The 23,825-nt window shown below is 66.6% G+C and carries 23 protein-coding genes and 1 tRNA gene; 5 read left to right on the plus strand and 19 right to left on the minus strand.

What is annotated here, in order from left to right; translation table 11 throughout:
* The first annotated feature begins 18 nt into the window (after window positions 1-18).
* From IEX18_RS07785 to IEX18_RS07795, 3 genes are all read left to right on the plus strand, one after another.
* Window positions 19-678: a GntR family transcriptional regulator gene (locus IEX18_RS07785; protein ID WP_229664434.1), complete on the plus strand. Its 660-nt coding sequence runs from the start codon at window positions 19-21 to the stop codon at window positions 676-678.
* Window positions 679-730: 52 nt separating this feature from the next.
* A complete protein-coding gene (locus IEX18_RS07790) occupies window positions 731-2,143 on the plus strand; it encodes an amino acid permease (protein WP_188658166.1) in 1,413 nt (470 codons plus the stop codon).
* 72 nt (window positions 2,144-2,215) lie between these two features.
* A tRNA-Arg gene (locus IEX18_RS07795) sits at window positions 2,216-2,292 on the plus strand.
* Between the two features lie 10 nt (window positions 2,293-2,302).
* Here IEX18_RS07795 and IEX18_RS07800 read toward each other — a convergent pair.
* The 3 genes from IEX18_RS07800 to IEX18_RS07810 are packed head-to-tail and all read right to left on the minus strand — an operon-like array spanning window position 2,303 to window position 4,079.
* Window positions 2,303-3,409 (minus strand): tyrosine-type recombinase/integrase, encoded by a 1,107-nt coding sequence (locus IEX18_RS07800; RefSeq protein ID WP_188658167.1) that lies wholly within the window; start codon window positions 3,407-3,409, stop codon window positions 2,303-2,305.
* Window positions 3,406-3,579, minus strand: coding sequence for a hypothetical protein (locus IEX18_RS07805; RefSeq protein ID WP_188658168.1), 174 nt, complete (start codon window positions 3,577-3,579; stop codon window positions 3,406-3,408). The genes IEX18_RS07800 and IEX18_RS07805 overlap by 4 nt, the downstream gene beginning before the upstream one ends.
* Window positions 3,579-4,079, minus strand: coding sequence for a hypothetical protein (locus IEX18_RS07810; RefSeq protein WP_188658169.1), 501 nt, complete (start codon window positions 4,077-4,079; stop codon window positions 3,579-3,581). The genes IEX18_RS07805 and IEX18_RS07810 overlap by 1 nt, the downstream gene beginning before the upstream one ends.
* Window positions 4,080-5,142: 1,063 nt before the next feature.
* On the opposite strand from IEX18_RS07810, the gene IEX18_RS07815 reads away from it, so the two are divergent.
* The gene (locus IEX18_RS07815; protein WP_188658170.1) at window positions 5,143-6,177 is read left to right on the plus strand and encodes a hypothetical protein; all 1,035 of its coding nucleotides are present in this window, start codon (window positions 5,143-5,145) and stop codon (window positions 6,175-6,177) included.
* A gap of 36 nt (window positions 6,178-6,213) precedes the next feature.
* On the opposite strand, the gene IEX18_RS07820 is transcribed toward IEX18_RS07815, so the two are convergent.
* The 14 genes from IEX18_RS07820 to IEX18_RS07885 all read right to left on the minus strand — a co-directional run bounded on the left by IEX18_RS07820 (window position 6,214) and on the right by IEX18_RS07885 (window position 19,462).
* Window positions 6,214-6,507 carry a Rha family transcriptional regulator gene (locus IEX18_RS07820; protein WP_188658171.1) on the minus strand — a complete coding sequence of 98 codons (294 nt, stop codon included), beginning with the start codon at window positions 6,505-6,507 and terminating at the stop codon, window positions 6,214-6,216.
* A gap of 157 nt (window positions 6,508-6,664) precedes the next feature.
* Complete coding sequence (locus IEX18_RS07825) at window positions 6,665-8,896, minus strand: prohead protease/major capsid protein fusion protein (RefSeq protein ID WP_229664435.1); 2,232 nt, start codon at window positions 8,894-8,896, stop codon at window positions 6,665-6,667.
* A complete protein-coding gene (locus tag IEX18_RS07830) occupies window positions 8,893-9,174 on the minus strand; it encodes a MerR family transcriptional regulator (RefSeq protein WP_188658173.1) in 282 nt (93 codons plus the stop codon). The genes IEX18_RS07825 and IEX18_RS07830 overlap by 4 nt, the downstream gene beginning before the upstream one ends.
* A 136-nt stretch (window positions 9,175-9,310) precedes the next feature.
* On the minus strand, window positions 9,311-9,532 hold the full coding sequence (locus IEX18_RS07835; RefSeq protein ID WP_188658174.1) for a hypothetical protein: 222 nt from the start codon (window positions 9,530-9,532) through the stop codon (window positions 9,311-9,313).
* Between the two features lie 296 nt (window positions 9,533-9,828).
* Window positions 9,829-12,381 carry a phage/plasmid primase, P4 family gene (locus tag IEX18_RS07840; protein ID WP_188658175.1) on the minus strand — a complete coding sequence of 851 codons (2,553 nt, stop codon included), beginning with the start codon at window positions 12,379-12,381 and terminating at the stop codon, window positions 9,829-9,831.
* A complete protein-coding gene (locus tag IEX18_RS07845; protein WP_188658176.1) occupies window positions 12,378-12,866 on the minus strand; it encodes a hypothetical protein in 489 nt (162 codons plus the stop codon). The genes IEX18_RS07840 and IEX18_RS07845 overlap by 4 nt, the downstream gene beginning before the upstream one ends.
* Window positions 12,867-13,074: 208 nt before the next feature.
* A complete protein-coding gene (locus tag IEX18_RS07850) occupies window positions 13,075-13,896 on the minus strand; it encodes an amidohydrolase family protein (protein WP_188658177.1) in 822 nt (273 codons plus the stop codon).
* Window positions 13,893-14,708, minus strand: a complete 816-nt coding sequence (locus IEX18_RS07855) for a kinase (protein ID WP_188658178.1) — start codon at window positions 14,706-14,708, stop codon at window positions 13,893-13,895. The genes IEX18_RS07850 and IEX18_RS07855 overlap by 4 nt, the downstream gene beginning before the upstream one ends.
* On the minus strand, window positions 14,698-15,678 hold the full coding sequence (locus tag IEX18_RS07860) for a 2-hydroxyacid dehydrogenase (protein ID WP_188658179.1): 981 nt from the start codon (window positions 15,676-15,678) through the stop codon (window positions 14,698-14,700). Before IEX18_RS07860 ends, IEX18_RS07855 begins: the two co-directional genes overlap by 11 nt.
* Window positions 15,675-16,535 (minus strand): fumarylacetoacetate hydrolase family protein, encoded by an 861-nt coding sequence (locus tag IEX18_RS07865; RefSeq protein ID WP_188658180.1) that lies wholly within the window; start codon window positions 16,533-16,535, stop codon window positions 15,675-15,677. The genes IEX18_RS07860 and IEX18_RS07865 overlap by 4 nt, the downstream gene beginning before the upstream one ends.
* An 18-nt stretch (window positions 16,536-16,553) precedes the next feature.
* Window positions 16,554-16,892 (minus strand): L-rhamnose mutarotase, encoded by a 339-nt coding sequence (locus IEX18_RS07870; protein WP_188658181.1) that lies wholly within the window; start codon window positions 16,890-16,892, stop codon window positions 16,554-16,556.
* Window positions 16,893-16,896: 4 nt separating this feature from the next.
* Window positions 16,897-18,117, minus strand: a complete 1,221-nt coding sequence (locus IEX18_RS07875; protein ID WP_229664436.1) for a UxaA family hydrolase — start codon at window positions 18,115-18,117, stop codon at window positions 16,897-16,899.
* Complete coding sequence (locus IEX18_RS07880) at window positions 18,114-18,416, minus strand: UxaA family hydrolase (protein ID WP_188658182.1); 303 nt, start codon at window positions 18,414-18,416, stop codon at window positions 18,114-18,116. The genes IEX18_RS07875 and IEX18_RS07880 overlap by 4 nt, the downstream gene beginning before the upstream one ends.
* Window positions 18,413-19,462, minus strand: a complete 1,050-nt coding sequence (locus IEX18_RS07885; protein WP_188658183.1) for an aldo/keto reductase — start codon at window positions 19,460-19,462, stop codon at window positions 18,413-18,415. Before IEX18_RS07885 ends, IEX18_RS07880 begins: the two co-directional genes overlap by 4 nt.
* Window positions 19,463-19,655: 193 nt before the next feature.
* Here IEX18_RS07885 and IEX18_RS07890 point away from each other — a divergent pair, with 193 nt between their 5' ends.
* Window positions 19,656-20,444 carry an IclR family transcriptional regulator gene (locus IEX18_RS07890; RefSeq protein WP_188658184.1) on the plus strand — a complete coding sequence of 263 codons (789 nt, stop codon included), beginning with the start codon at window positions 19,656-19,658 and terminating at the stop codon, window positions 20,442-20,444.
* 13 nt (window positions 20,445-20,457) lie between these two features.
* Here the strand turns inward: IEX18_RS07890 and IEX18_RS07895 are convergent, their stop codons facing one another.
* Together IEX18_RS07895 and galA are read right to left on the minus strand one after the other, a co-directional pair.
* Window positions 20,458-21,189: an SDR family oxidoreductase gene (locus IEX18_RS07895; RefSeq protein WP_188658185.1), complete on the minus strand. Its 732-nt coding sequence runs from the start codon at window positions 21,187-21,189 to the stop codon at window positions 20,458-20,460.
* A 35-nt stretch (window positions 21,190-21,224) separates the two neighbouring features.
* Window positions 21,225-23,747, minus strand: coding sequence for a beta-galactosidase GalA (gene galA, locus IEX18_RS07900; RefSeq protein WP_188658186.1), 2,523 nt, complete (start codon window positions 23,745-23,747; stop codon window positions 21,225-21,227).
* Window positions 23,748-23,825: the final 78 nt, after the last annotated feature.

Raw genomic sequence — 23,825 nt, forward strand, 5'->3', positions numbered from 1 at the left:
AGTGGAGAAACCCTGATCGTGCCCACCGGCATCGTCGTCCGCACCCTGTCCGACCAGGTCTTCGAGATCGTTCGCGAACGGATCGTCACAGGCCGGCTGCGCGACGACGCGCCGATCCGCCAGGATGCGCTGGCGACGGAATTGGGGGTCAGCAAGATCCCGCTTCGCGAGGCGCTGGCGCGGCTGGAACAGGAAGGGCTGCTCGTCAGCCAGGCCAATCGCGGCTATACGGTGCGCGCGATGTCGGCCGAGCAGGCCGACGAGATCTATGCGCTGCGCCTGTCGATCGAGCCCGCCGCCGCGGCCCGCGGCGCGGAGGCGGCCGACGATCCTGCGCGGGCCGATGCGCTCGCCGCCTTCCATGCGCTCGACGAGGCGGCGAACAGCGACCTCGCCCAGGTCGCGGTGCGCAACCGCAACTTCCACACGGCGCTGGTCCGTCCGGCGGGGCGGCTGCTGACCACCCAGCTGGTCGAGCGGCTCGCGATCCTCGCCGAACGCTATGTCGTCGCCCATCTCGAGCCCGCCGGGCGCGATGCGCGCGCGCATCTGGAGCATCGGCACCTGATCGATGCGTGGATGGCGCGCGACGGCGCGGCGCTCGAAACGCTGATGCACCGCCATATCGAGGGGACGCTGCTCGACCTGCGCGCGCAGTTCGCCGCGACCGAACAATAAGCGCCACCGCGAACCACGCGGGGCCCTGTATTTCACGACCAGAGGGGGGAACATGTCGATCACCGGACCGCGCAAGCCACTCGGCGCCCATGCGCCAGAGGGACAGGCGCTCGCCAAGACGCTGAGCTGGCCGCATCTAGTCGCGCTGGGGGTCGGCGCGATCGTCGGCACCGGCATCTATACGCTGACCGGCGTCGGTGCCGAGCGCGCCGGCCCGGCGGTGATCCTGGCCTTCGCCATCGCGGGCGCGGTCTGCGCCTGCGCCGCCCTGGCCTATGCCGAGCTCGCGACGATGATCCCGGCGGCGGGCAGCGCCTATACCTTCAGCTATACCGCGCTGGGCGAGACGATCGCCTGGATCGTGGGATGGAGCCTGATCCTCGAATATTCGCTGGCTTGCTCGACCGTCGCGGTCGGCTGGTCGGGCTATCTGGTCGGATGGATCCAGGCGATCGGCGTCACCCTGCCCCCCGCCCTGCTCTCCGGACCGCATGGCGGCGGGCTCATCAACCTGCCCGCGGTGCTGGTCGCGCTGGCGGTGATGGGCATGCTGGTGGCGGGCACGCGCGAGAGCGCGACGCTCAACATCGTCCTCGTCATCGTCAAGCTGGTCGCGCTCACCGTCTTCGTCGTCTTCGCGCTGCCCGCCTTCGACGGCGCCAATCTCCACCCCTTCATGCCCTATGGCTTCGGCTCGACCGAGGTGGGCGGCACCCAGCGCGGGGTGATGGCGGCGGCGGCGATCGTCTTCTTCGCCTTTTACGGGTTCGACGCGGTGGCGACCTCCGCCGAGGAGGCGAAGAATCCCGGCCGCGACCTGACCATCGGCATCGTCGGCTCGATGCTGCTGTGCACCGCCATCTATATGGCGGTGGCGGTGACCGCGGTCGGCGCCCTCCCCTTCCGCCAGCTGGCCAATTCGCCCGAGCCGCTGGCGCTGGTCCTCCGCTCGCTGGGCGAGCCGCAGGCGGCCTATCTGATCGCGCTCGCCGCGGTGGTCGCGCTGCCCTCGGTGATCCTGGTGATGATGTACGGGCAGAGCCGCATCTTCTTCGTGATGGCGCGGGACGGGCTGCTGCCCGCCCGCCTCGCCACGGTGAGCCCGCGCACCGGCGCGCCGACGCGGATCACGCTGCTGACCGGGGCGTCGATCGCGCTGGTCGCAGGCTTCTTCCGCCTCGACGAGATCGCCGAGCTGGCGAATGCCGGGACGCTGATCGCCTTCATCTCGGTGGGCGTGTGCCTGATCGTCCTGCGCCGGACCGCGCCGCATGCGGCCCGTCTGTTCCGCTGCCCCGCCCCCTATGTGGTGGGGACCGGCGCGGTGCTCGGCTGCCTCTACCTGCTGTGGAGCCTGCCCTCGACGACCCTGACCCGCTTCGCCATCTGGAACGCGATCGGGCTCGCCGTCTATGTCGCCTATGGCCGGCGCGCGAGCCTCGCCCGCCGGACGGCTGCCGCCTGAACTTCGGTAAAGGCGCGGCGCGAGAATAGAGGCTGGCGCAACCCGCCAGCCTTTGCTAGTCGCGACGCCCACGCACCCGTAGCTCAGCTGGATAGAGCGCTGCCCTCCGAAGGCAGAGGCCACAGGTTCGAATCCTGTCGGGTGCGCCACCTTCTCCATTTATGCGCCGCCTTTCAGCGACTTAGCCGAAACGTTGGCTAACCTTTCGCGAAGGTTCGCCATCAGCTGGTCGCCGGCAGCGTCCGAAAGCAGCTGCTGATTGGCCGCGGCCGTGTAGCGAGCGACCTCGCTATCGGTCGTATGACCTGTCCACGCCTTGATCATCTGATTTGAGCATCCGGCCTCGGCAAATCGGCGCGCTGCGGCTTTTCGCAAGCCGTGCGCGGAGCATTGCGGCAAGCCCGCCTCGTCGCACCACTGGCGCACTTTGTTGCCGAAGCCCTTCTGCGTGTACGGCCTGCCATGCTCGCTCATGATGAACACCAAGCCGGTCAGCGGGGTCGCCAGAATGGACGCTGCGAGCGGAGCCAGGATCGGGAGGGAAACGGTGACGCCGGTTTTCTCCTGAGTGACTACCAGCCGACGATCGCGAATGTTGCTCGGACCCATCGTGCGCGCGTCGCCGCCACGTTGACCGGTCCACAACATGAGGTCGAGTGCCAGCCGTGCGGTTGTACCGACAGGATGGCGGCTCTCGTACGCCTCGATCTCTTCGTCGGTCCATGTGTGGAAGCCGGCGCTTTCGACCTTGAAAGGACGGGTCGCTGCAACGGGGTTCGACGATGCCATATCGATGCGAACCGCGAACTTCATCAGCGCTGACAGCCGCTTCCGCAACATGTTGGCAGCGGTACGATGCGGCAGCATTTCTGCGAGCATCTTTTCGACGTGACGCGCGTGCAGATCGCGCACCATCGCCTCACCATATCGCTTGCCGCTCTTGCCCACGCGTGCGCGCCAGCGCTCTAAGACGCCTCGATATACGACCTGTGTGCGCGGGCCGGGATCAAGGAAGTCGGGAGATCGATAATAGCGCCGCAGCAAATCATCGAACGTACCCGACTTGATGCGATCGACACCCGCCTCGACCACTGGTGCGGCAATGCCATCCTCACACGCGCGCAGCTCGGCAAGAAATCCTTCGGTCCCTGGCTCGTGCTTGAACGGATACGGCTTGAAGCCCTTTTTCCGCCACCGATAGCGTATCTTCCCGTGACGATCGGGATAAGAGGTAACGTTGTCGGGCAGCCACTTCTTGCGCGTCATCCGAACAGCTCATCGCAGGTATTGGGCTGGGTAGCGCCCTCGGCCGGTCCAGCGACGATGGTGGTGCGGCCAGGCTCCATAATCACGCGAGCGGTTGGATAGCCGGCTTTACGGATCGCTTTGAGAGTCCGTTCAAGGTCTGCTTGCTTTGCAACGGCGCGATCAGCCATCAGTCGTCCTCCCTCGGAAGGTCGAAAACGGAGACACCGAGCACGTTACACAGACCCTCGAGAGCCATGCGGACCACGGCTCGGAGATCCACGAAAACCTCGGCAATCACGAAGCCGCGTTCCTTTACGACATCAGCCGTGTAGAAGCTTGGCGCTGACGTGCCGTCCAATCCGCCCAAAACCATTATCCACTGATCCGGTGCGACCGCCGACTCCCCGCCGTCCATGCGCAGCTTTTGCCAAGCTGCCAGCCCCTCGATTATCAGCGTCGCTGCATTGGTCGCGTCGGCCGCCAGCTGCGCAGGCATTCCAAGGCGCGTGGTAAGGATCCGCATGAGATACAGCCGGCCCGCATCTGCAAGGTCATAAAGCGGCCGCTTATCTAACGCGCCACGATCATCACTCAACTTAAGACCATTGTTCCTGATCCAAGCTCGAACGGTGCTACTGTTGACACCCACACCCGCCATGACCGGACCCGCGCGGAGGTTCTGAAACATGGAAGCGTGAAGCGACATAGTATGGGCTTTCGTTGACTGCACAACGCTAGTGCCAGCTTGAACAATTATCGTCAAGGCCTCAACGGAAAAGAACGCCGACTTCAAGCCGACTAACGACATCATGCCAGCCGCCTGATATCGGCCACAACGGCCTCCCAGACCCACCCGTCCGTATCGAACCGCCTCTCTGCCAACTCGACCTTAGCGCAGAGGTCCTGCAGCGATTGGGAGGGCAGCTCGATTACAGCGACAGCAGCACGATAGGCCCGGTCCGCGAGCCGATCGCTTCGCTCGTAAATCTCGTCAAAGCCACTCGTCGCTCGGAGGCTCGCAAGCTTCTCTTCCCGCTTCTCAACTATCGCCAGAAATTCACGAGCTGGTCGCTTGCGATCGTCACAATAAGCTTCGTTACTCACCACGCGCTTGCAGTGGGTTACGTCCCCTGCGGAGGCCGTACTCCAGACAGCGTACACCCCGTGCATCTTGTTTATGTCATATACAACATGCGGGATGGCGCGCTCACTATCGTCCAATCTACGCCTTGCAGGTACGTAGACTTGGTCATGGTAAGTTTCGGATTGCCGTTCGGCCCGCTTCTCAGCCTCTAGTGCTGCACGCATGGGAGCGGAGACACTAGCCGATTGTTCCGCCCCGGCTCGCGACGAAGCGAGCAGTGCGGCCGAAGCCGCACCGATGGTCAAACCGACCAAAGCGGTGCGACGTGAGGTGGAAATCTCCCGGTCATTTCCAGGTGACGCAAGCGCGTCGGTGGCGCTATGCGCGCGATCAGCCTGTTGCATGGGTATAGCTCCGTGCGATTGGTCAGAGCCGACGCTTGGGGCCTAATCCTTGCGTCGGCTCGCTTTATCTGACACCATCAATCTACGATGTCAAATGATGGTGCCAAAAATAAGGTGGGCCGGCCTCCAGTTGGATCGACCGCCATAAATCTGCGACTACCGCCCGCACTGCTCGCCGCGCTCGACGAATGGAGGGCGTCGCAGACCGCCGCTGTCAATCGACCTGAGGCTATTAGGATAATCTTGAGTAAAGCGCTAGATAGATGATCCGTTCGCCAACAGTATTGATCGTCGGCGCGGGAGCGAGCGCTGAGTTGAAGTTCCCTAGTGGCGCCGGCTTGCTGAAACAAATTGCCGAATTACTTGACTTCGGCGATGGCAACGATAATTCAATTGCTGGCAGAGACTACCTTCGACACTCCTTTAATGGCGTATCAACGGGCGATCCTCAAGCTTCTTGGCGGCGTTTTTATTATTGTTGCGAAAGAATACGTAATGCCTCGTTGATAGGCCGGTCAATCGACAATGTCATCGATCAGAATGATGACGAACCCTTGATGGATTTCATCGCAAAGATAGCTATTGGTGTCACGATCGCCGCGGCGGAAGAGAAAAGCCCGCTACAAGCTATGCCATCCCTGAACAGCCTGTACAATATAGAAGGACTGGCAGACACGTGGCTGTACCCATTCGGGCAAATGCTTACGACCGATGTACGGCGAAGCAACGCCGACGAAATCTTTACGAATATCTCAATTATAAACTTTAATTATGATCGGTCGGTTGAGGTAGCTGTCCCAAGTATACTCCAAGCCGCCTACGGCTTTGATCGAGATGACGCTCTGAAGCTTGCCGGAGCTCTCACGGTCTATCATCCCTACGGTTCTCTTGGCACAGTGGATTTCCGAGGAAATGGCGAAGGTACACCATATGGGAGTATCCCATTCGGAAAATTAGCTTCTTTCAGCCAATCACTTCGTACTTTCACTGAGAAGATGGAGGAGACTGAAGAAATATTAGCTATGCGCAGGCTAATTGAAAAAGCCAGCAACATAGTGTTTCTTGGATTTGGTTACCATCGCCAAAATTTGGAATTGATTGATCCGCAGACTGGCGTAGGAGCGACGACGTTTCTTGGCACAGTTTACGGCGAATCTGGCCCCGCTATCCAAGCAATCCGACAAGACCTGCAATCTTTTTGCATGCCACCTGGTAAGAATGGCCTACCGGCAGTCGATTTACAACCCATGAGATGCGCCGACTTACTTCATGCGCAATATCGCAGGCTAACCAGTTAATTTTTTTGCATCCATGCTTTGAATGCTTCAGGAGATCTACGTATTTTCGTCCTCAAGCAGACGGAGCAACAAGTTCAACGCCAGCTCACGCTGCGTCGAAGGTAGAGTCATAGCGATTAGCATGAACCCCTTTGCATCAATAACGGCGTGTCGAGTATAGCGTGTCCCGCCAATGCCGGCTTTTACTGGGTATTTTTGAAAGATGATATGAGAAGCCGCGGCCGGGCATTGCTGTAACACACGATCTACCTTCGCCAGCACATTATGGTGCCGCAGTCGAAAGCAAGCCGCCAGATCCCTGCTATCGATCGTTCGATCGCCTTGTTCCATGCGCACCATCCTCGCTGTGGCTGCCGGCGAGGTAACTCGGAGTATCGAGCCTCGCCGGCTTCCGGCCTGCCATGTGGCCGTCGCGTCAGGGTGAATGCCGGGATGCAAGCCCGAGCGCGGCCCTGATCTACCGCGACTATCCGCGCTTCGCTTTCCGTCAGCCGGCCGCGCCGGCATCCTTGTACGCGCCCCGCCAGTCGACCGCGCCGGCCCCGAAATCCATATAGACGCGGAACTGCGTACCCAGGACGTCCCATCCGTCCTTCTGCTCGACCACCGGGCCGGTCTGGTCGTTCAGATAGGCATGTTCGAGCGTCGGCGACGTGGCTGGGTCGCCGAACAGATACCACGCCTTGGGCGCGAGCCGCGGATCGACGGCAGGCACCAGCTTGCCGGCGAAGGGATTAGCGGCATCGGCCGTCCCTGCGGTCAATCCGGTCATCAGCTTCTCGATCGTCGTCTCATTCTCGATGCCGGAGACGATGAACTTGGGCTTGGGTGCGATCGGCGTCCCATCGAGGCCCTTCTGCTTACGCATCGCCTGCCGGCCGGCGTCTAGAGCCTCGACGCTGGGAGCGCCGCCCGAGACAGCGACGTTGCCGTGCCGAGCATCGAACAGCGGAATGCCGTCCGACATGACCGGATTGCCATTAACGAGATCCGCCAGCAGCGAGGCCTCGGTTTCTGCCGCGGCGCGGGCCATGATCACCATCGGATCCGCGAAAGCGGCGAGATCGTCATTGATGATGGCTTGCCGGGAAAGCGCGAACTGCTTCGCAAAGGTACGCAGGGCGTAGCTCTCCTTGCGTTCCCGGAAAGTGCCGTGCTTGATCTCGCCCGACTCCGGCACCTCGGGGAGGATACTAAAGCCGGAAAGCTCAAGCCCGCTGATCGCCCGGAAATCCCGCGCCTGCCGCTGGCGGCTTAGCTGCTTCAGCGGCGACTCGGCCTGCGTAAAAACGTTGAGCAGGAAGCGATTGCCCGCGCCCAACAGCAGCTCGGGGAAATCGCTGGTGGTGTGGTAGCCGGCAGGACCATCGGCGCGGGTCATGTAGGAGCGCGCGCCGCCGGAGTTCCACGCGGCTGCATTCAGAACATCGTTCGGCGCCATACGATTGACGTTGTGGACGCCGGATCGGCTCAGCAGCTCACCGGCGATCTGGACCATGCTCATACTCATGAAGGCACGAGCCTGATCGCTTGGCGCGGTTCCGCTCATCCGCGCGAACAGCGCGTCCTCGACGGCACCGGCGTGGAAGTTGGGGTCATCGTAAGTGCGATGACCGAAGACGAGGGCATTCGCCGACGGCGAACCGCTCGGAGTTACCAGGGCGCTGCCGACACGAGAGACTCCGGAAGTCTGCTGCCGCTGCCGCTCCGCGACAATGTGGAGCAAGCTATCCCGCGCGTCGCCTTCACTCAGCTGGCGCTCTGCCATCTCCAGAACGAGATCGCCGCAGATCTCAGCAGGCAGATCATATGCCGACCTCGCCGTATCGACATAGCTGCGTAGCCAGCCGATCGTTGCCGGCTGGTCGTAGGAGATCGGCTGCTGCTGATAGTCGCGCGTTGCCGTCTGCGGCATCGGGGCCACAGGCGGGGTTGCGACTTCGCGGCCACGGGTGAAGCGAGCATACCAAGGGGTGGACATCGTTTGAGGCTCCTGATGCTGTGAAATGGTGCGGATGAGGCACGGGCTGGCGTCACCCAACGAGAGGTCGCGGACTTGCGCGCCGGCATCGAATGGAACGGGCACGAAGCTGATCTCAGTCGGCTCCCAATCGACAGCCCGATAGAGCGGCCGAGGGCGGGCCTTGGGATCGACCTCAAAGGTGTGGACCGTGTAGCCCACCGACAGGTTGCGAATGATGCCTGCGGCAATGTCGGCGACGATCGGCGCGACGTCGGCTCGATCAGAAAGCTTCAGGGTCGCCATGCCTTTGCCGCCGGCCATGCGGGCGCTTCCCGGCACAACCGTGCCGATCTGCGCGCCAAGGTCCCCCTTTTGATGCGTGTTGAGGACTGGTGCCCCACTGTTCAGGCGATCGAGCCGAACGTTGGCGGAATCGGTCGCCAATTCCTCATCCACTAGATCGAGCGTGTCCCAGCTGAAGCGGGCACCTCGCGCGCCGGTAGTCCAGATTACGTCGACCGTTCGCGCAGCCTCGTTCCAGCTTTGCGGGGACAGGGACAATTCCCGTGTACGCTGCGGCGCGGACACCAGCCTTTCCCCCGCCAGCGGGGCATGACCTTGGTCGCGCTGACCGCGTACCGCGAAATATCGATCGAACATGTCGGCGATGTGCGCCTGGGCGGTGCGGGGTGCCGAGGCCGACGTCGGAGCCACACTCGCGTAGCGCTGGCGGATGGAAGAGTTAGACGAGCTCATGCCACCTGTCTCGCTTTGTCGTCGGTCGGCGTCACCGGGACACAAGCGGCCATTTGCGGACACGTGCGGCCATTTGCGGCCATCTTGCTTGCCAGAGGTGTTCGTCCGGCCCGCTGAAGCGCAAGTAGATCGTCCGTCGTGTATCGGATGCGGCCGGTCGGAGTCCGATAGTGACTGACCAGCCCAGCCATGCGCCACCGGCGCAGCGTTCGAGGCGCGATCCCGAGAATGCGCGACGCCGCCTTCTCGTCGAAGTCATGCACGATCTCGGTCAGCATCGAATGCCCCCCCGTGAACGGTTCAGTTCATCAAGTTCAAAAAGGCGAAGCGGGCTTGAACAGCGCGAGACCGCGCTCAGCCACACCGCCGAAGGCCAGCGCCCCCAGGAAGGACCCATGGCCACCCCCCTCGCCCTCAGTGGCGCGTCGGTTCCGCAGTCATGCCGGCGCTGGAGAGCGACACGTGCGCCTCGATCGCCATTTCCAGCAGCATCGCCGACGCAACTTCTCCACCGAAGCGCTTCGTGAGGATTATGGCCGCCCCAACGATGAGGCCGTTGATCGCTTCCGACTCTGTTGCGGCCGTATCCAAGGCGGCGAGGGCGAGCTGCTGGGCGAGAATGGACGGTGCACTCATGGCATGACTCCTTGATGCTTGCAGAAATGGGCTGATCCTTGCGCGACCCTTGCAGGTCACCCGAACCAAGAATGGCGGTTTTCCGCCGATTGCAGTCTGCGACTGCAAGGGTTGGAAGGGTTGCAAGGGTAATGGGGTATCCTACGCGCATGCGCAGACGCGTATGTGCACGCGCATACATGTGAGGCAGGGGTGCGCAGAACTGTTGCAACCCTTGCAAAGCCGCAGAGATCTGCGGTTTGATGCTTGCACCAACCCTTGCGTTATCCTTGCACGAACCCTTGCAAAGGGGCGGACTATGGCACGTCATGATCGTAATCCGAGGGGAACGGGGAACGATGATCGGACGGGAAGCCCGGCACGCCACCCCGATCGGTGTCGTCGAAGTCGGCAGGATCCCGGACCATCTTCAGGTCCATCCACCACATGCCGTTGCTTTCCTTCCGCCGGTGCCCGCGATCGAGCATGGCCGTGCTGAAGCCCTTCTGTGACCACTCGCGCTCGCCGGCGGCGGTTGCCCACGCCTTGAACAGCGCGTACAGCTGCGATGATCGTACGCGTTCGCCGCGCTCCTCGACCGTACAGGCCGCAAGGAAGAGCCCAAGCGGATCGCTTGCCTCCCGATAGTCGGCGGTAGCGCCGCGTACACTGGCGGGCTCCTGCAAGCCGTGCAGCCGCCAGTCGATGAGACCCGCGAGCAATCGGTTGAGGATACCGCTCGCCTCGCGCCGCATTTTGGCGACCAGCTGCCGATCCTTGTCAGCATCCGGGATCTGTACGTCCCACGGCACCAGCAGCACACGCCGCCAGATGCCGTCATCGACGCCGCTGATCGAAGGGCGATGGTTGCCCGAGATCGTCATCTTGAAGGCCGGATGCAGGTCAAACGGGTCACGCATCAGACGGCGGACCGGCATTGGCTCGCCCCCTGTGGCCAGCTTGATCAGGGCTTCGGCAAGTTTCGCGCCTTTCTCCGGCTCTGACGTGCGCAGCATCCGAACGCCTACCAGCGCCGCGAGGTCGGGCGATGCATCCGAACCCTTCCGCTTGCGCCCCTGATCGAGGAACGTCTCGATCGGCACCGTGCCCGAATAATCACCGGCTATGGTCGCCCAGGTATCGACCAGCGTCGACTTGCCGTTCGCGCCCTTGCCGTGATGAAAGACCAGCTTCTGCTCGGAAACGTCGCCAGTGAGGGACAGCCCGCCCCATTGATGGAGAAAGCGACGCATGTCGTCGGCCGGCTGCACGCGGGCCATGAAGCGGTCATAGATCGGGCAGTCAGCACCCGGACGATAATCGACGGGCATCAACCGCGTTATAAGGTCCGCAGGATCGTGCGGCCGGATGCACAGCTCGGCCCAAGGCTCTGGCGCCTCGGCGTGGTGGATCAGCTCCAACGTGCCGTTCGTCACGTTGATCAAAAATGGATTGCGGTCCAGATGCTCGGGCTGCACCGTCAGGCCAGCACCCGTCAGGTTCTTGGCGATCCCGGCTATACAGGCGAGACGATTGGAGCTTTCGGACGCTCGCGCCCAGCTGGCGAGCTTGTCAGAAAGCAGCACCTCCGTGCCGTCCCGCTTCGTCTCGACCAGTTCGTCTAGCGCGTCCACCTCGCCAAGGTCGCGGCGACCACTTTCCCGCATTAAACGAGCTTCGTCACGGATCGCGCGGACGGTCTCCTGCACCCATCCGCCGATCAGCGCCTCCGCGCCGTCGTGGATGAAGCGCCGGCCATCATAGGCAACCCAGCCCCACTTATCGACATAGCGGACGCGATCGCCGAAGCGCGCCGCGAAGCGCTCCGCATTGCCGAGATCCGTCATTGCCAGCCGGCAAAGCTCCCGATGGACAGCATCGGCATCCCGTCCGTGGAAGGATGGGATGGATCGGGAGGATTGCGCACGCCGCGGCGCGGATCGAGCGCGATTGCCAACGGAAGAAAGGTCGCGGGGCCGCGCGACGCCAGCCACCCAGCCACTATCTATCGTTGCCTCGATGACCCGCTGATCGTCGTTCCCCGGATTTGCCAAAGCCGCAGCGAGGATGGCCATCCGGGAGGGAGCGTCCGGCAAAGCACCTGCCCCGACCAGCTGTCCGATGGCAAAGGCTCCACGATTCAAGGCGTCCTGCCGCTGCCCGGACGGAGCCTTGCGGACGGCCTCGCATTCCGCGTCCAATGCGGCGAGTGCGTAGCGCTCTGCGCCGGGCCGCCCGTCACCTTGCCTTGGCTTACCATCGCGGCTTGCACCTTTGCGGCTTTGCAGAACCGTAATCAGCGCATCCGGTGCCTGGACGATCGCCGCGTCGGCATCGTCGCGCAGCCATCGATAGCTCCGGCCGTCCGCCATTCGGCTGGGCGGGGCGATGACATATCCGCCAGCGCCGCGCACATCGACGTGCTGCGGCAGATTGCCGCGATTTCGGATCCGCTCGCCGACAGTCGGCTGCTGAAAATAGACGTGGACGCCACCCGATGGAGTGCGGGCGGAAAGCGACACGGGGAGCGAAACGCCGATCTGTGCTTCCAGCTCGCCTTTTAGACGATCAAGGGTCCACTCTTCGCCCGTGTCAGCGTCGGTGCGAGGGTCGAAGTCGAGGCCGAACAGGCCGTTCTCGCCCATCGCAACCCCGATCATCGCCTCTGGCCAGCGCTGCCACCAGGCAGCAATCTGCTCGCGATCAGTCGTCGCGCGGCGCACCCCGCCGGTCCCCTTTACCGGCTTGCCGTCCGCTCCACGATCAGCCTTCACCAACGGCGTCTTGTCACGCGGCGAACACGGGAACACCGGCCATCCACGTTCAGCATAGGCTAGCGCTGCGTGCAGCATTTCGCCACCGCGCGTCATAGCATCACCTCGAGGCCGATATGATCGCCGCCGCGGCACAGCTCGATCCCGCCGCCCCGCCCGAATGCAAGCTGACCATCCGGCGCAAGGGCGCGGAGACGAGCGAATGCAAACCGGCGCGCCCGGTGGAGCGTCATTGGCGGTGACGGCGGATGACGCCGATCGGTGCGCAGAAATGGGAACAGGGTCAGCACGACGAAGCGCCGGCCGCGCTCACGTCGGCGAAGCTCGACCAGTTGCACAGTCGGCGAGGTGCATGACCACGCACGATAACGGATCAGCTCCGGTCCTACCGGCCAGCCGTCTGCTCGCTGGGCATAACCCAACGCCATGCGGCTTTCGAGCAACGCGAAGCCGGTTTTTTGGTTCGCCAACGGTTTCTGGATGCCGCAGAAATCCGTTGGTCCGAAGGCAGGGGTCCGCCGCTCTAAGTCCTTGTTATTGCAGCTTTGCAGACCCCCTGTCGGGTGCGCCACCTTCTCCACCGCCACATCCCCGAACCGACTCAGACCGGCCCGCAGCTGCTGGCGAGCGCCCACCGGCGATCCCGGATCTCGTGGTCCCGTCGTTCAAGGTTCTACCCCAGACCTCATGCTGCAAGGCAAGGGACAAGCTGCGTCCCTGGTCCGGTTGCGGCATGCGGGAACCGCCCGGTCGCGCGGCGCAGCGGCGGCCGACTTTGCGTTCAGCCCGTCAGGACGCCAGGTCGTAGAACGCGCTCGCGGCGCCGGCGAACAGCCGGTCCGGGTCGGCGCCCGCAGCGGCGGCGAGGCGCGCGGCGGTGGCGTGCCAGTCGGTGTAGCGATCGCCGGCGAGACCGATCACCGGCCAGTCGCTGCCCCACATCAGCCGCTCGCCGAAACAGGCGACGAGATGGTCGACATAGGGCCGGAGCGCGTCGGCGGGCTGGCCGGCCGCCTGCTCGGTGCGCAGCCCGGACAGCTTGCACCACAGACCCGCCGCGGCGAGCGCGGCGATGTCCTCGCGCCAGGGATCGAGCGTGCCGGCAGCGGCGAAGGGCTTGGCGCCGTGATCGATGACGATCGGCAGCCCCGGCCAGCGCCGGGCGAAGCGCAACAGCATCGGCAGATGGCGCGGCTGGACCAGCGCATCGAAGCGCAGCCCATGATCCCGCATCGCCGCGATGGCGGGCTCCAGCGCGGGGTCGAGCAGCCAGCCGGTCGCCGCGATCGACTGGAGCATGGGGCGCAGGCCCTTGAGCTTGGGTCGACGGGCCAGCGCCGCGATGCGCGCCGGCGCGCCGGGGTCGGCAAGGTCGACCCAGCCCACCACGCCGCGGATCAGCGGCGCTCCGTCCGCCATGTCGAGCATCCAGTCCGTGTCATGGTCGGTCGGTTGCGACTGGACGAGCACCGTGCCCGCGACCGGCAGATCGCCGCATGCCGCCGTGAAGTCGGCAGGCCCATAGTCCCGATGGATCGCCGCCTCGGCGGGACCGGGCCAGTCATGGCCCGGCGCCGCGAGCGACCAGAGGTGCATATGGGCGTCGATCATCGCCGGGACGCCTCCACGTGCGGCGGTGGCTCGACCGCGCGCAGACGACGCTCGGCATCGAGCCTCAGGGTCAGCGCGCGCAGCGGCATCTCGTCGAGAATCCACCGCGTCAGCCGCTCGTAATGCGCGACGAAGCGGATGAGCGCGGCCTCGTCCATGATGCCGATCCCCGTCGTTCGTTGCCGCAGCGCCCGTTCCTGCTCGCGCCGCCACCGCGGCACGGTCGGCCAGTCGGGCGCGGCGAGCAGCACCAGATCGTCGATCCGGGCGAAGAGCCGCGCATAGTCGCCGGCGAGGGCGGCGTTGACCGCATATCGCCACGCGCCGTCGCGATCGTCGGACGCCTCCAGCGCATTGACCGGCCTCGCCAGGGCTTCGTCCGCCTGCGCCCGCGCGCCGACGCACCAGCCTTCGAACAGGATCAGCCGACACGGCATGGCGGCGCGCGGCCATGCGGCGGCCGGCACGCGATCGTCCGCGGCCTTGTCGAACCGCGGCAGGCTCACCGGAAGGCCCGCATCCAGCCGCGCGAAGATATCGAGCCCCAGCGCGACGTCGTGGGTGCCGGGAACGCCGCGGGTCGCGAAGAGCGGATGGACGCTTGCCGCCAGCGCGGCGCGCGCGGCGCGGGGCAGATAGAGATCGTCGAGCGACAGGACCGCGCTGTCCGGAAAACGCGCGGCGAGGCGCGCGGCGAGGGTCGACTTGCCGCTGCCCTGTGCGCCGCACAGGCCGATCACCAGCGGGCGGCCGGTCGGATGCTGCGCCAGTTTTCCGGCGATGTGGTCGGTCAGGACCGTCTCAGGCGACACGATGGGGCAGCGGCCGGCCGGCGAAGAAGGCGTCGAGATTGTCGGCGGCCTGCATCCCCATCGCCGTGCGGGTCTCGAGCGTCGCGCTGCCGAGATGGGGGAGCAACACCGTGCGCGGCTGTGCGAGCAGATCGGGATGGACCTCGGGCTCGCGTTCATAGACGTCGAGGGCCGCGGCGCCGAGCCTGCCCTCAGCCAGCGCCGCGGCCAGGGCCGCCTCGTCGACCACGGGCCCGCGCGCGGTGTTGACCAGGATCGCATGGGGCCGCATCCGGCCCAGCGCCGCGCGATCGATCAGGTGCCGGGTGGCCGCGCCGCCGGGGACGTGCAGCGAGACGATATCGGCGCGGGCCAGCAGCTCGGGCAGCGTGGCGCAGCGCCGCGCCGCCAGCGCGGCCTCGACCGCGGGCGCGGCGGGCGAGCGGCTGAAATAGGCGATCTCCATGCCCAGTGCCCGCGCCTTTCCCGCCAGGCTCTGTGCGATGCGGCCGAAGCCGACCAGTCCCAGCGTCCTGCCGGCCAGGCCCATGCCGATCAGGTGCGTCGGCCGCCAGCCCGTCCAGGCCCGGGCGCGCAGCTCGCGCTCGCCCTCCCCCGCGCGGCGTGCCGCCATCAGCATCAGGAGGAGGGCCAGTTCGGCGGTGGAGTCGGTCAGCGCGTCGGGCGTGTTGGTCACCGGCAGTCCCGCGGCAGCGGCCGCCGCCAGGTCGATATGGTCGGTGCCCGCGCCGTAATTGACCAGGATCGCCGCGCGCCTGTCCGGTCCCGCGAGCAGCGCGGCATCGATGCGGTCCGTGATCGTCACCAGCAGGGCGTCATGCTCGCGCAGCGCCCGTGCCAGCTCGTCGCGGCCGAGCGGCCGGTCGACGGCGTTGAAGGTCGCGGCATAGTCCGCCGCCAGCCGCCGCTCGACCGCGTCCGGCAGGCGCCGCGTCACGAACAGGCGGGGCCGGTCGGCGGCGACGCTCATCCCCGCGACGCCGCGGCGACGAACGCCTGACGCTGCTCGCCGAGCCCGTCTATCCCCAGCCTCACCACGTCGCCGGGCTTCAGGTACCGGGGTTCCGGCTTCCGGCCCATGCCGACGCCCGGCGGGGTGCCGGTGGTGATGATGTCGCCCGGCTCGAGCAGCATCAGCCGCGAGCAATAGGCGACGATCTCGGCCACGCCGAAGATCATCGTCGCGGTCGAGCCGTCCTGCACGCGCTCCCCGTTCAGCTCCAGCCATAGCGCCAGCGCCTGCGGATCGGCGATCTCGTCGCGGGTGACGAGCCACGGACCGACCGGACCGAAGGTGGGAAAGCCCTTGCCATTGTCCCAGGTCGCGCCGCGTTCCAGCTGCCAGTGGCGCTCGGACACATCGTTGACGCAGACATAGCCGGCGACGTGATCGAGCGCCTGCTCCCGATCGACGTCATGGCCGCCGCGGCCGATGACGATGCCCAGCTCGACCTCCCAATCGGTCTTTTGCGAACCGCGGGGGATGACGACGGGATCGTTCGGGCCCTGGAGGCAGCTGACCCATTTGTTGAACACAACCGGCTCTTCGGGGATCGGCAGGTTCGATTCGGCGGCGTGATCCGCATAGTTGAGCCCGATCGCGATGAACTTGCGCGTTCCCGCCACGGGCACGCCGTAGCGCGGCGTCCCCACGGCAAGGGGCAGCGTCGCCGGGTCGAGTGCGGCGAGCGTCGCCAGCCGCGCGGCGTCGGCGAGCAACGCACCGTCGATCGTGTCGACATGACCCGACAGATCGCGGATCCGGCCCTCGGCATCGACCAGGCCGGGCTTTTCGGCGCCGACGGGCCCGAAGCGACACAGTTTCATCGATTTCGTCTCCCGATATTACTGCGCATCCAACGCGAAGATGCGCGTCATCGGCACCCATTTCTCGCCCGGCGCGGCGAACGACAAGCGCTTCTGGAAGCGGTCCATGGCCGCCTCCCACCGCGCGTCGGCGTCCGCGAGCGCCGCGGGCCGGGTGCGCGGCCAGTCGTCGGCCACCTCCGCCACCATCACCATCCGGTCGCCCGCCCGCCAGATCTCCATCGCCTCGAAGCCGGCAGCGCGGATGCCGGCGGTCACCTCCGGCCAGGCGGCGCCCGGTGCATGCGCGCGCTCATATTCGGCGATCAGATCGGCATCGTCGACCAGATCGAGCACGAAGCAGACGCGGCGGCCCATCGCGTCAGGCCGCCAGACAGGACGGTCCCGCCGGACCGGTCGCCTTGTAGGTCAGCACGAACTCGCGATGGCCGAGCGCCTCCGACTTCGTCTCCGCACCGGCCGCGGTCCGCTGGATCAGCGCGACGATCTCCGCGGTGACATCGTCCAGGGTCGCCGCACCGTCCAGGATGCGCCCGGCGTCCACGTCCATATCCTCGTGCATCCGCGCGAAGGTCTCCGGATTGGCGCACACCTTGATGACCGGGGCGATCGCCGACCCGACGACCGAGCCGCGCCCGGTGGTGAACAGCGTGACATGCGCGCCGCTGGCCATCAGCTCGCCGATTTCCGCATTGTCGACGATATTGGGGAAGCCGAATTTCGGGTCGCCGGGGGGCACCACGTCGAGCAGATAGAGGCCGGGTCCGGCCGGGATCTGCGCCGGCACCAGCACCCCGCTGATCGGGCGGTTGCCGGATTTCGCATAGGCGCCGGCGGATTTCTCCTCCTGGCTGGACAGCCCGCCCTCCGCATTGCCGGGCGCGAAGCTGCCATAGCCCATCGCGCGGCAATAGCGTTCGGCATGTTCGACCGCGGCGACGATCGCGGCGCCGACGGCCGGGCTGGTCGCGCGCCGGTGCATATGCGCCTCGCAGCCGATCAGCTCGCTCGTCTCCTCGAAGATGCAGGTCGCGCCGGCATCGACGAGCGCGTCGAAGGCACGGCCGACGGCGGGATTGGCGGTGATCCCGCTGGTGCCGTCCGACCCGCCGCAGATCGTGCCGACCACCAGGTCGCCCAGCCCCATCGGCACGCGCACCGCCTGCGCATCCGCGTCCGCGCGCACCCGCGCCACCGCCGCGCCGCCGGCCGCGATCGCCGCGCGGGTGCCGCCCGCGCGCTGGATCACCACCGTCTCGTGCGGTCGCCCCGCCTCGGTCAGCGCGGCGGCCAGCGCTTCGCGGTTGAAGCTCTCGCATCCGAGAGACACCAGCACGACGCCGCCGACATTGGGATGCGTCGTCAGCGCCTTCATCATGGCCAGCGCATAGTCGTTGGGATAGCAGCCGGGAAAGCCGATCAGCTGCACCCGGGCGTCGTCCGCCGCCTCCACGATCCGGCGCGCGACGTGATGCGCGCACTCGACCAGATAGACGACGAGGATGCCGTCGCGGATACCCTTGCGACCGTCCGGCCGCAGCCAGCCCTGCCAGCTCGCGCCGGGCTGCATCGCGCCGGTCATGCCCGGTCGCCCTGCGCGTCGCGCAGATGGGCGGGCATATAGTCGCTCTTCATATTGTGCATGTGGACCCAGCTTCCCGGCAGCGCCGCCTGCGTCATCGAGCCGATCGGCATGCCGTATTTGAGGACCTTGTCGCCGATCGCCAGCGGCACCAGCGCCAGCTTGTGCCCCAGGCCGACATCGTCGGCGACGATCAGCACATGGCCGTCGACCTCCACCCGCTCTCCCTTCAGGACCGGGCGGCGACAGACCACGACATTATCCTCGGGCGACAGGCGCAGGGCGGCGGCGGCGCTCATGCCGGCGCATCCGGCAGCGGCGCGTCGGGACGGATCAGCCCGGCGTGCCGCAGCTCTTCCCATAAGGCCGCGGGGATCGGATGCCGATAGAGCGACAGCGTGCCCGCGACGCGATCCGCACTGTCGAGACCGGGGATCACGCTCGCCACCTGGGGATGCGCCAGGACGAAGGCGAGCGCGGCGGCCGGCAGGGGCACGTCATGCGCCCGGCAGATCGCCTCGATCGCCGCGACGCGCGCGACTATCGCGGCCGGTGCCGCCGCATAGTCATAGTGGAGCGCGCCGCCCGCGCGGGTACCGGTGGCGAGGATGCCGCTGTTATAGGGACCGCCCAGCACGAGCGACGTACCTGCCCGCGCGCAGGCCGGGAACAGCGTGTCGAGCGGCGCCTGTTCGAGAAGCGTATAGCGCCCGGCCAGCAGGATCACGTCCAGCGGTGCGGCGTCGAGCGCGGCGAGACAGACCTCGACCTCGTTCACGCCCAGGCCGATGGCGCGGATCGCCCCCTCGGCGCGCAACCGCTCGAGCGCGCGAAAGCCGCCGCCCGCGTTCAGCTGCGACCAGTAATGCTCATGCGTCTCGCCATGGGTGAGCCGGCCAATATCGTGGACGTAGAGGATGTCGATGCGTCCAAGGCCGAGCCGCTGGAGGCTGTCGTCATGGCTGCGCAGGATGCCGTCATGGCTATAGTCGAACCGGGTCGCGAACGGCATCGCCGACCGGAAACCGTCGCGCAGCCGATCGTCGACGATGCCGGGATCGGGCCGCAGGAGCCGGCCAACCTTCGTCGAGAGGACCAGATCCGCGACGCCGCGCACGGCATCCCCGACGCGGCGCTCGCTGAGGCCCCGCCCGTAATGCGGCGCGGTGTCGACGTGGCGGATCCCCGCCGCGAGCGCGGCGTCGAGCGTCGCCGTCGCCACATCGTCCGTCACCGGTTGGTAGAGGTTGCCCAGGGCACCGGCGCCGAAGCCCAGCTCGGTCACGGTAAGCCCGGTCGCGCCGAGCGGCCGGGTCGCGATGCCCGGCGACCGGGCCCCTTGCATGACGGCGAGGGACGACGACGGGCACGACACGGACATATCGCCTATCGCCCCTCCCATGCGCCGACCTTCTCACTTATGAACCGTCTTTTCATTAGGAGACGGCGGTACGGGCGTCAATCGACGCCGTGTGGCGAAGGTCCTGTTTTCGGCGGCTCCGATTGTATTCCGCGAGGGCACCACCTACCAAGGCGGGATGAGGGAGGATGACGATCTGCCCGCGCTCGCGGACGAGCCCAAGTATCGCGCGCCGGCGCTGGAAAAGGGGCTCGACATCCTCGAGCTGCTGGCGCGTTCGCCCAAGCCGCTGACCGCCGCCGCGATCAGCGAGCGACTGCGCCGGTCGACCAGCGAGCTGTTCCGCATGATCCAGGTGCTGGAATATCGCGGCTTCATCCGCCAGGCGCCGGGCGGTGGCTTCATCCCGACGGAGAAGCTGTTCGCGCTCGGCATGGAGCAACCGCCGGTCAAGTCGCTGCTCGAGACCGCGCTGCCGCTGATGCGCGACCTGGCGCGGCGCACCGGACAATCCTGCCACATGACGATGCGGTCGGGCGGCGACATCGTCGTCGTGGCGCGGATCGAGTCCTCCGAGCAGCTCGGCTTTTCGGTCCGCATCGGTCATCGCCGGCCGATGCTGGAGTCAAACTCGGCCGTCGTGCACTTCGCCTTCATCGACGAGGTCGACCGGACGCGCTGGATCGCGCAGACGCCCGACATCGACCAGGACAAGCTCGCCGACTTCCGCGCCCGGGCGGAACGGGTCCGCGCGCGCGGGTTCGAGAAGGCGAAGAGCGGCTATACGCTCGGCATCACCGACCTCGCGGCGCCGATCCTGCGCGGCACCTCCGCCGCCGCGGTGCTGACCGTGCCCTTCCTGCAGACGATCGCCGACCAGATGCCGATGGACGACGTGGTCAAGCATCTGCGGGCAGTCGCGGCGGAGATTTCGGCGGCACTGCTGCTCGCCGACCATCGCGTCTGACCCGCGCGCCGGATCAGGCCATCGTCCATCCGCCGTCGATCGCGAGGAGCTGCCCGGTCGTATAGCCGCTCTCGTCCGAGGCCAGATAGAGCGCCAGCGCCGCGACCTCCGCCGCGGTGCCGATCCGGCCCATCGGCTGGCGCGCGACGAAGGCGGCCCGCGCCGCCGCAGCATCGCCGGTCGCCGCCAGCCGCGCGTCGAGGCTGGGCGACTGCACCGTGCCCGGGCAGATCGCGTTGCAGCGGATGCCGGCGCCGACATAGTCGAGCGCGATCGACCGGGTGATGCCCGCAACCGCCGCCTTCGACACGCAATAGGCATAGCGGTTCGGCACGCCGATCAGCGCGCCCGCGACCGACGCCATGTTGACGATCGAGCCCCCGCCCCGCGCGACCATCCCCGGCAGAAAGGCGCGCAGCATATGGGTGATCGCATGGACGTTGAGGTCGAAGGACAGGGCATAGCCGGCATCGTCGGTCGCCTCGATCGTGCCGGTGTCGACATAGCCGGCGCAATTGAAGAGGATGTCGACCGCGCCGGCCTCCCGCCCGAAGGCGGCGATCGCGCCATGGTCGGTCAGGTCGAGCAGATGCGCCTCGCAGCCGGACAGGGTCGCGAGCGTGTCCGGGTTGCGATCGACCGCGATCACCCGCGCGCCTTCGGCCGCGAACCGTTCCGCGGCGGCACGCCCGATGCCCTGCCCCGCCCCTGTCACGATCGCCGTCTTGCCCGCCAGTCTGCCCATGCGCGTCGCCTCCGATGCTGCCAGAAGGTCGTCGCTCAGAGCGACGGGATCGCGGCACCGCGCGGCAACGGCCGCGCGGCGATCGCCAGCGTCGCCGGCGCCAGCGCCTCGCCCGGCAGCTCGGGGGAGGCGCGCAGCAGGATCTCCCCCGCGCCGCCGCGCGCCTGGACGATGATCTGGGCGAGCCCGTTGAACAGCGAGCGACGGGGCGCCTTGTCGCTCTCGAGACAATTGGGATCGCCATTGCCGACCCCGATGATCGCACCGGGACCGCTGATGTCGAAGGCGAGCCTATGCATCGCCGTCGGCACCGGGCGGCCATGCGCGTCGAGCGCCTCCGCCCTCACCATCGCCACGTCGCGGCCGTCGGCGTCGATCGTCGCGCGGTCCGCCGTCAGCCGAATGCGGCGCGCCGGGCCGGTGGTCTCGCGACGCGCGACGAAGGTGCGGCCGTCCCTGCGCGCCCGCACCTCGATATAACCCGGCGCATAAGGCAGCTTCCATTCGACATGGCCGAGCCGGGGCACCGCCTGCCGACCATGGCTGCGGCCGTTGCAGATCAGCTCGACATCGTCGCAGTTGGAGTAGGTCCAGACGGGGATGACCTCACCCTCCCGGCCCGGCCAGTTCCAGTGCGGAAAGACATGGACCATCGGCTCGGTCCGCCACCACGCCCGGTAATAGTGGAAATAGTCCTTGGGGAAGCCGCAGGTGTCGACGATGCCGAACTGCGAACTGATCGACGGCCAGCCATAGGGGGTCGGTTCGCCGCGATAGTCGAAGCCGGTCCAGGCGAAGCCGCCGGCCGACCAGGCCTGCGTGCCATAGAGCTGCCACCATTGTTCGGGCGTCTGGCCCCAGCCGACGACGCCGTCATAGCTGCTCATCACGTTGCGCTTGGGATCGGTCCGGTACTCCCCGCGGGTGGAGACCGCACTCGACGTCTCCGACCCGACGATCGGCCGCTGCGGATGCCGCGCATGATAGGGGACCGGAAGTTCCTGATGATAGTTGAAGCCGACCACGTCGAGCGGGTCGGTGACGCCCTGCTCGTTGTTGCTGTTGACCGCCGCGGTGACGGGCCGGGTGGGATCGAGCTCGTGGCAGCGCCGGGTCATCGTCGCCGCGATCCGCGCGCCCTGCTCGGCCATCTTGCCGTCCTGGAGGATCCATTCCTCGTTGCCGATCGACCAGAGGACGATCGACGGCGCATTGCGGAAGCGCCGCACCATCAGCTCGAGTTGCGCCATCGCCTCGGGATGGGAGCCCATGGTTCGCGTCTCGCACATCATCATCACGCCGGCGCGATCGCACGCCTCCACCCATTCGGGCGTCGGGGCATTGTGCGTGGTGCGGACCGCGTTGCACCCCATGTCGCGCAGCACGCCCAGCCGGAAGGTCTGCACGGCATCGGGAAGCGCCGCACCGACGCCCGCATGGTCCTGATGGTTGCAGGTCCCCTGCAGCTTCAGCGCGCGGCCATTGAGGAGGAAGCCATTGGCCGCGTCGAAGCGCGCGGAGCGGACGCCGAAGGTCACCCGCTCCCCGTCGCGCACGACGCCGCCCGCCACCAGCCTGGCGACCGCGACGTAGAGATGCGGCCGCTCGACATCCCAAAGTCGGACGCCGTCGAAGGAGGCGGTGGCCGTGCAGCCCGTCGCGGCGCCGGGCGCGACGGTCTGCGCCGGCGAGACGGCGCGGGCGACCGTCTGGCCTTCGCCATCGAGGATCGTCCAGTCGACCGCGCAGCGGGCGGGCGCATCGCCGGCGTTGACGATCACGCTCGCCAGGTCGAGGGCCGCCGTGCCGCCCCTCGGGGTCGCGCGAACGACGGTTTCCCAGCGGCCCAGGTGCAGCGGGTCGTGCTTGGTCAGCCAGACATGGCGATACAGGCCCGCGCCCTCGTAGAACCAGCCGCTGCCGAAACTGGCGTCCACGCGGACGACGACGACGTTGCCGGCGTCGTAATGGAGGACGTCGGTGATGTCGTAGCGAAAGGGTGCATAGCCGTCGGCGTTGCGGCCGACATAGCAGCCATTGACCAGCACGACCGTGTCGCGCATCGCGCCGTCGAACTCCAGCCAGATGCGGCGGCCGCGGTCGGCCGCCTCGATCCGGAAGCTGCGGCGGTACCAGCCGATGCTGGTTTCGGGATAGCGACGGCCCAGCGGCTTGAAACCATGGGTCAGCGCGCGCTCGTCGCCCTCGCCGCGTTCGTCGCGGACGAAGGGGAGCTCGACCGCCCAGTCGTGCGGCAGATCGACGGGCGTCCAGCCCGAATCGTCGAACCCGTCCTTGGCGATGCCGAAATTGCCGGTCTTCGCGAAGTCGCTCTGCCCGAAGCCGAACCCGAAATCGCGGGCCGGATCGGAGCCATGACCGCGCGCGAAGCGCCAGCCGCGATCGAAGGAGAGGTGCTCGCGGGGCGCGATCGCGGCGGGATCGTGCGCGGGCGGCAGCGTCACCGCGTCGCTACGCGCCATGGCCGCAATCGGCACCATCGGCAGCGTCAGCGCCGCGCCCCCCGCCATTACGCCGCGCCGCGACACCTGGTCCATCGTCACCCCCTCACCCGCGAACGGGATCGCGGCCGCTTCGTATATCCAAGCGGACTCCGGCCTGACAAGTTCATTTGT

Source organism: Sphingomonas metalli (genome assembly GCF_014641735.1).
GTDB classification, from domain to species: Bacteria; Pseudomonadota; Alphaproteobacteria; order Sphingomonadales; family Sphingomonadaceae; genus Sphingomonas; species Sphingomonas metalli.

What these genes read in the sequence shown, in the direction of transcription:
- IEX18_RS07790 (WP_188658166.1), top strand. Translation starts at nt 731, where the DNA reads ATGTCGATCACCGGACCGCGCAAGCCACTCGGCGCCCATGCGCCAGAG.
- IEX18_RS07800 (WP_188658167.1), bottom strand. Translation starts at nt 3,409, where the DNA reads ATGACGCGCAAGAAGTGGCTGCCCGACAACGTTACCTCTTATCCCGAT.
- IEX18_RS07805 (WP_188658168.1), bottom strand. Translation starts at nt 3,579, where the DNA reads ATGGCTGATCGCGCCGTTGCAAAGCAAGCAGACCTTGAACGGACTCTC.
- IEX18_RS07810 (WP_188658169.1), bottom strand. Translation starts at nt 4,079, where the DNA reads ATGTTTCAGAACCTCCGCGCGGGTCCGGTCATGGCGGGTGTGGGTGTC.
- IEX18_RS07815 (WP_188658170.1), top strand. Translation starts at nt 5,143, where the DNA reads ATGATCCGTTCGCCAACAGTATTGATCGTCGGCGCGGGAGCGAGCGCT.
- IEX18_RS07820 (WP_188658171.1), bottom strand. Translation starts at nt 6,507, where the DNA reads ATGGAACAAGGCGATCGAACGATCGATAGCAGGGATCTGGCGGCTTGC.
- IEX18_RS07825 (WP_229664435.1), bottom strand. Translation starts at nt 8,896, where the DNA reads ATGAGCTCGTCTAACTCTTCCATCCGCCAGCGCTACGCGAGTGTGGCT.
- IEX18_RS07830 (WP_188658173.1), bottom strand. Translation starts at nt 9,174, where the DNA reads ATGCTGACCGAGATCGTGCATGACTTCGACGAGAAGGCGGCGTCGCGC.
- IEX18_RS07835 (WP_188658174.1), bottom strand. Translation starts at nt 9,532, where the DNA reads ATGAGTGCACCGTCCATTCTCGCCCAGCAGCTCGCCCTCGCCGCCTTG.
- IEX18_RS07840 (WP_188658175.1), bottom strand. Translation starts at nt 12,381, where the DNA reads ATGACGCGCGGTGGCGAAATGCTGCACGCAGCGCTAGCCTATGCTGAA.
- IEX18_RS07850 (WP_188658177.1), bottom strand. Translation starts at nt 13,896, where the DNA reads ATGATCGACGCCCATATGCACCTCTGGTCGCTCGCGGCGCCGGGCCAT.
- IEX18_RS07860 (WP_188658179.1), bottom strand. Translation starts at nt 15,678, where the DNA reads ATGAGCGTCGCCGCCGACCGGCCCCGCCTGTTCGTGACGCGGCGCCTG.
- IEX18_RS07865 (WP_188658180.1), bottom strand. Translation starts at nt 16,535, where the DNA reads ATGAAACTGTGTCGCTTCGGGCCCGTCGGCGCCGAAAAGCCCGGCCTG.
- IEX18_RS07870 (WP_188658181.1), bottom strand. Translation starts at nt 16,892, where the DNA reads ATGGGCCGCCGCGTCTGCTTCGTGCTCGATCTGGTCGACGATGCCGAT.
- IEX18_RS07875 (WP_229664436.1), bottom strand. Translation starts at nt 18,117, where the DNA reads ATGACCGGCGCGATGCAGCCCGGCGCGAGCTGGCAGGGCTGGCTGCGG.
- IEX18_RS07880 (WP_188658182.1), bottom strand. Translation starts at nt 18,416, where the DNA reads ATGAGCGCCGCCGCCGCCCTGCGCCTGTCGCCCGAGGATAATGTCGTG.
- IEX18_RS07885 (WP_188658183.1), bottom strand. Translation starts at nt 19,462, where the DNA reads ATGCAAGGGGCCCGGTCGCCGGGCATCGCGACCCGGCCGCTCGGCGCG.
- IEX18_RS07890 (WP_188658184.1), top strand. Translation starts at nt 19,656, where the DNA reads ATGAGGGAGGATGACGATCTGCCCGCGCTCGCGGACGAGCCCAAGTAT.
- IEX18_RS07895 (WP_188658185.1), bottom strand. Translation starts at nt 21,189, where the DNA reads ATGGGCAGACTGGCGGGCAAGACGGCGATCGTGACAGGGGCGGGGCAG.
- galA (WP_188658186.1), bottom strand. Translation starts at nt 23,747, where the DNA reads ATGGACCAGGTGTCGCGGCGCGGCGTAATGGCGGGGGGCGCGGCGCTG.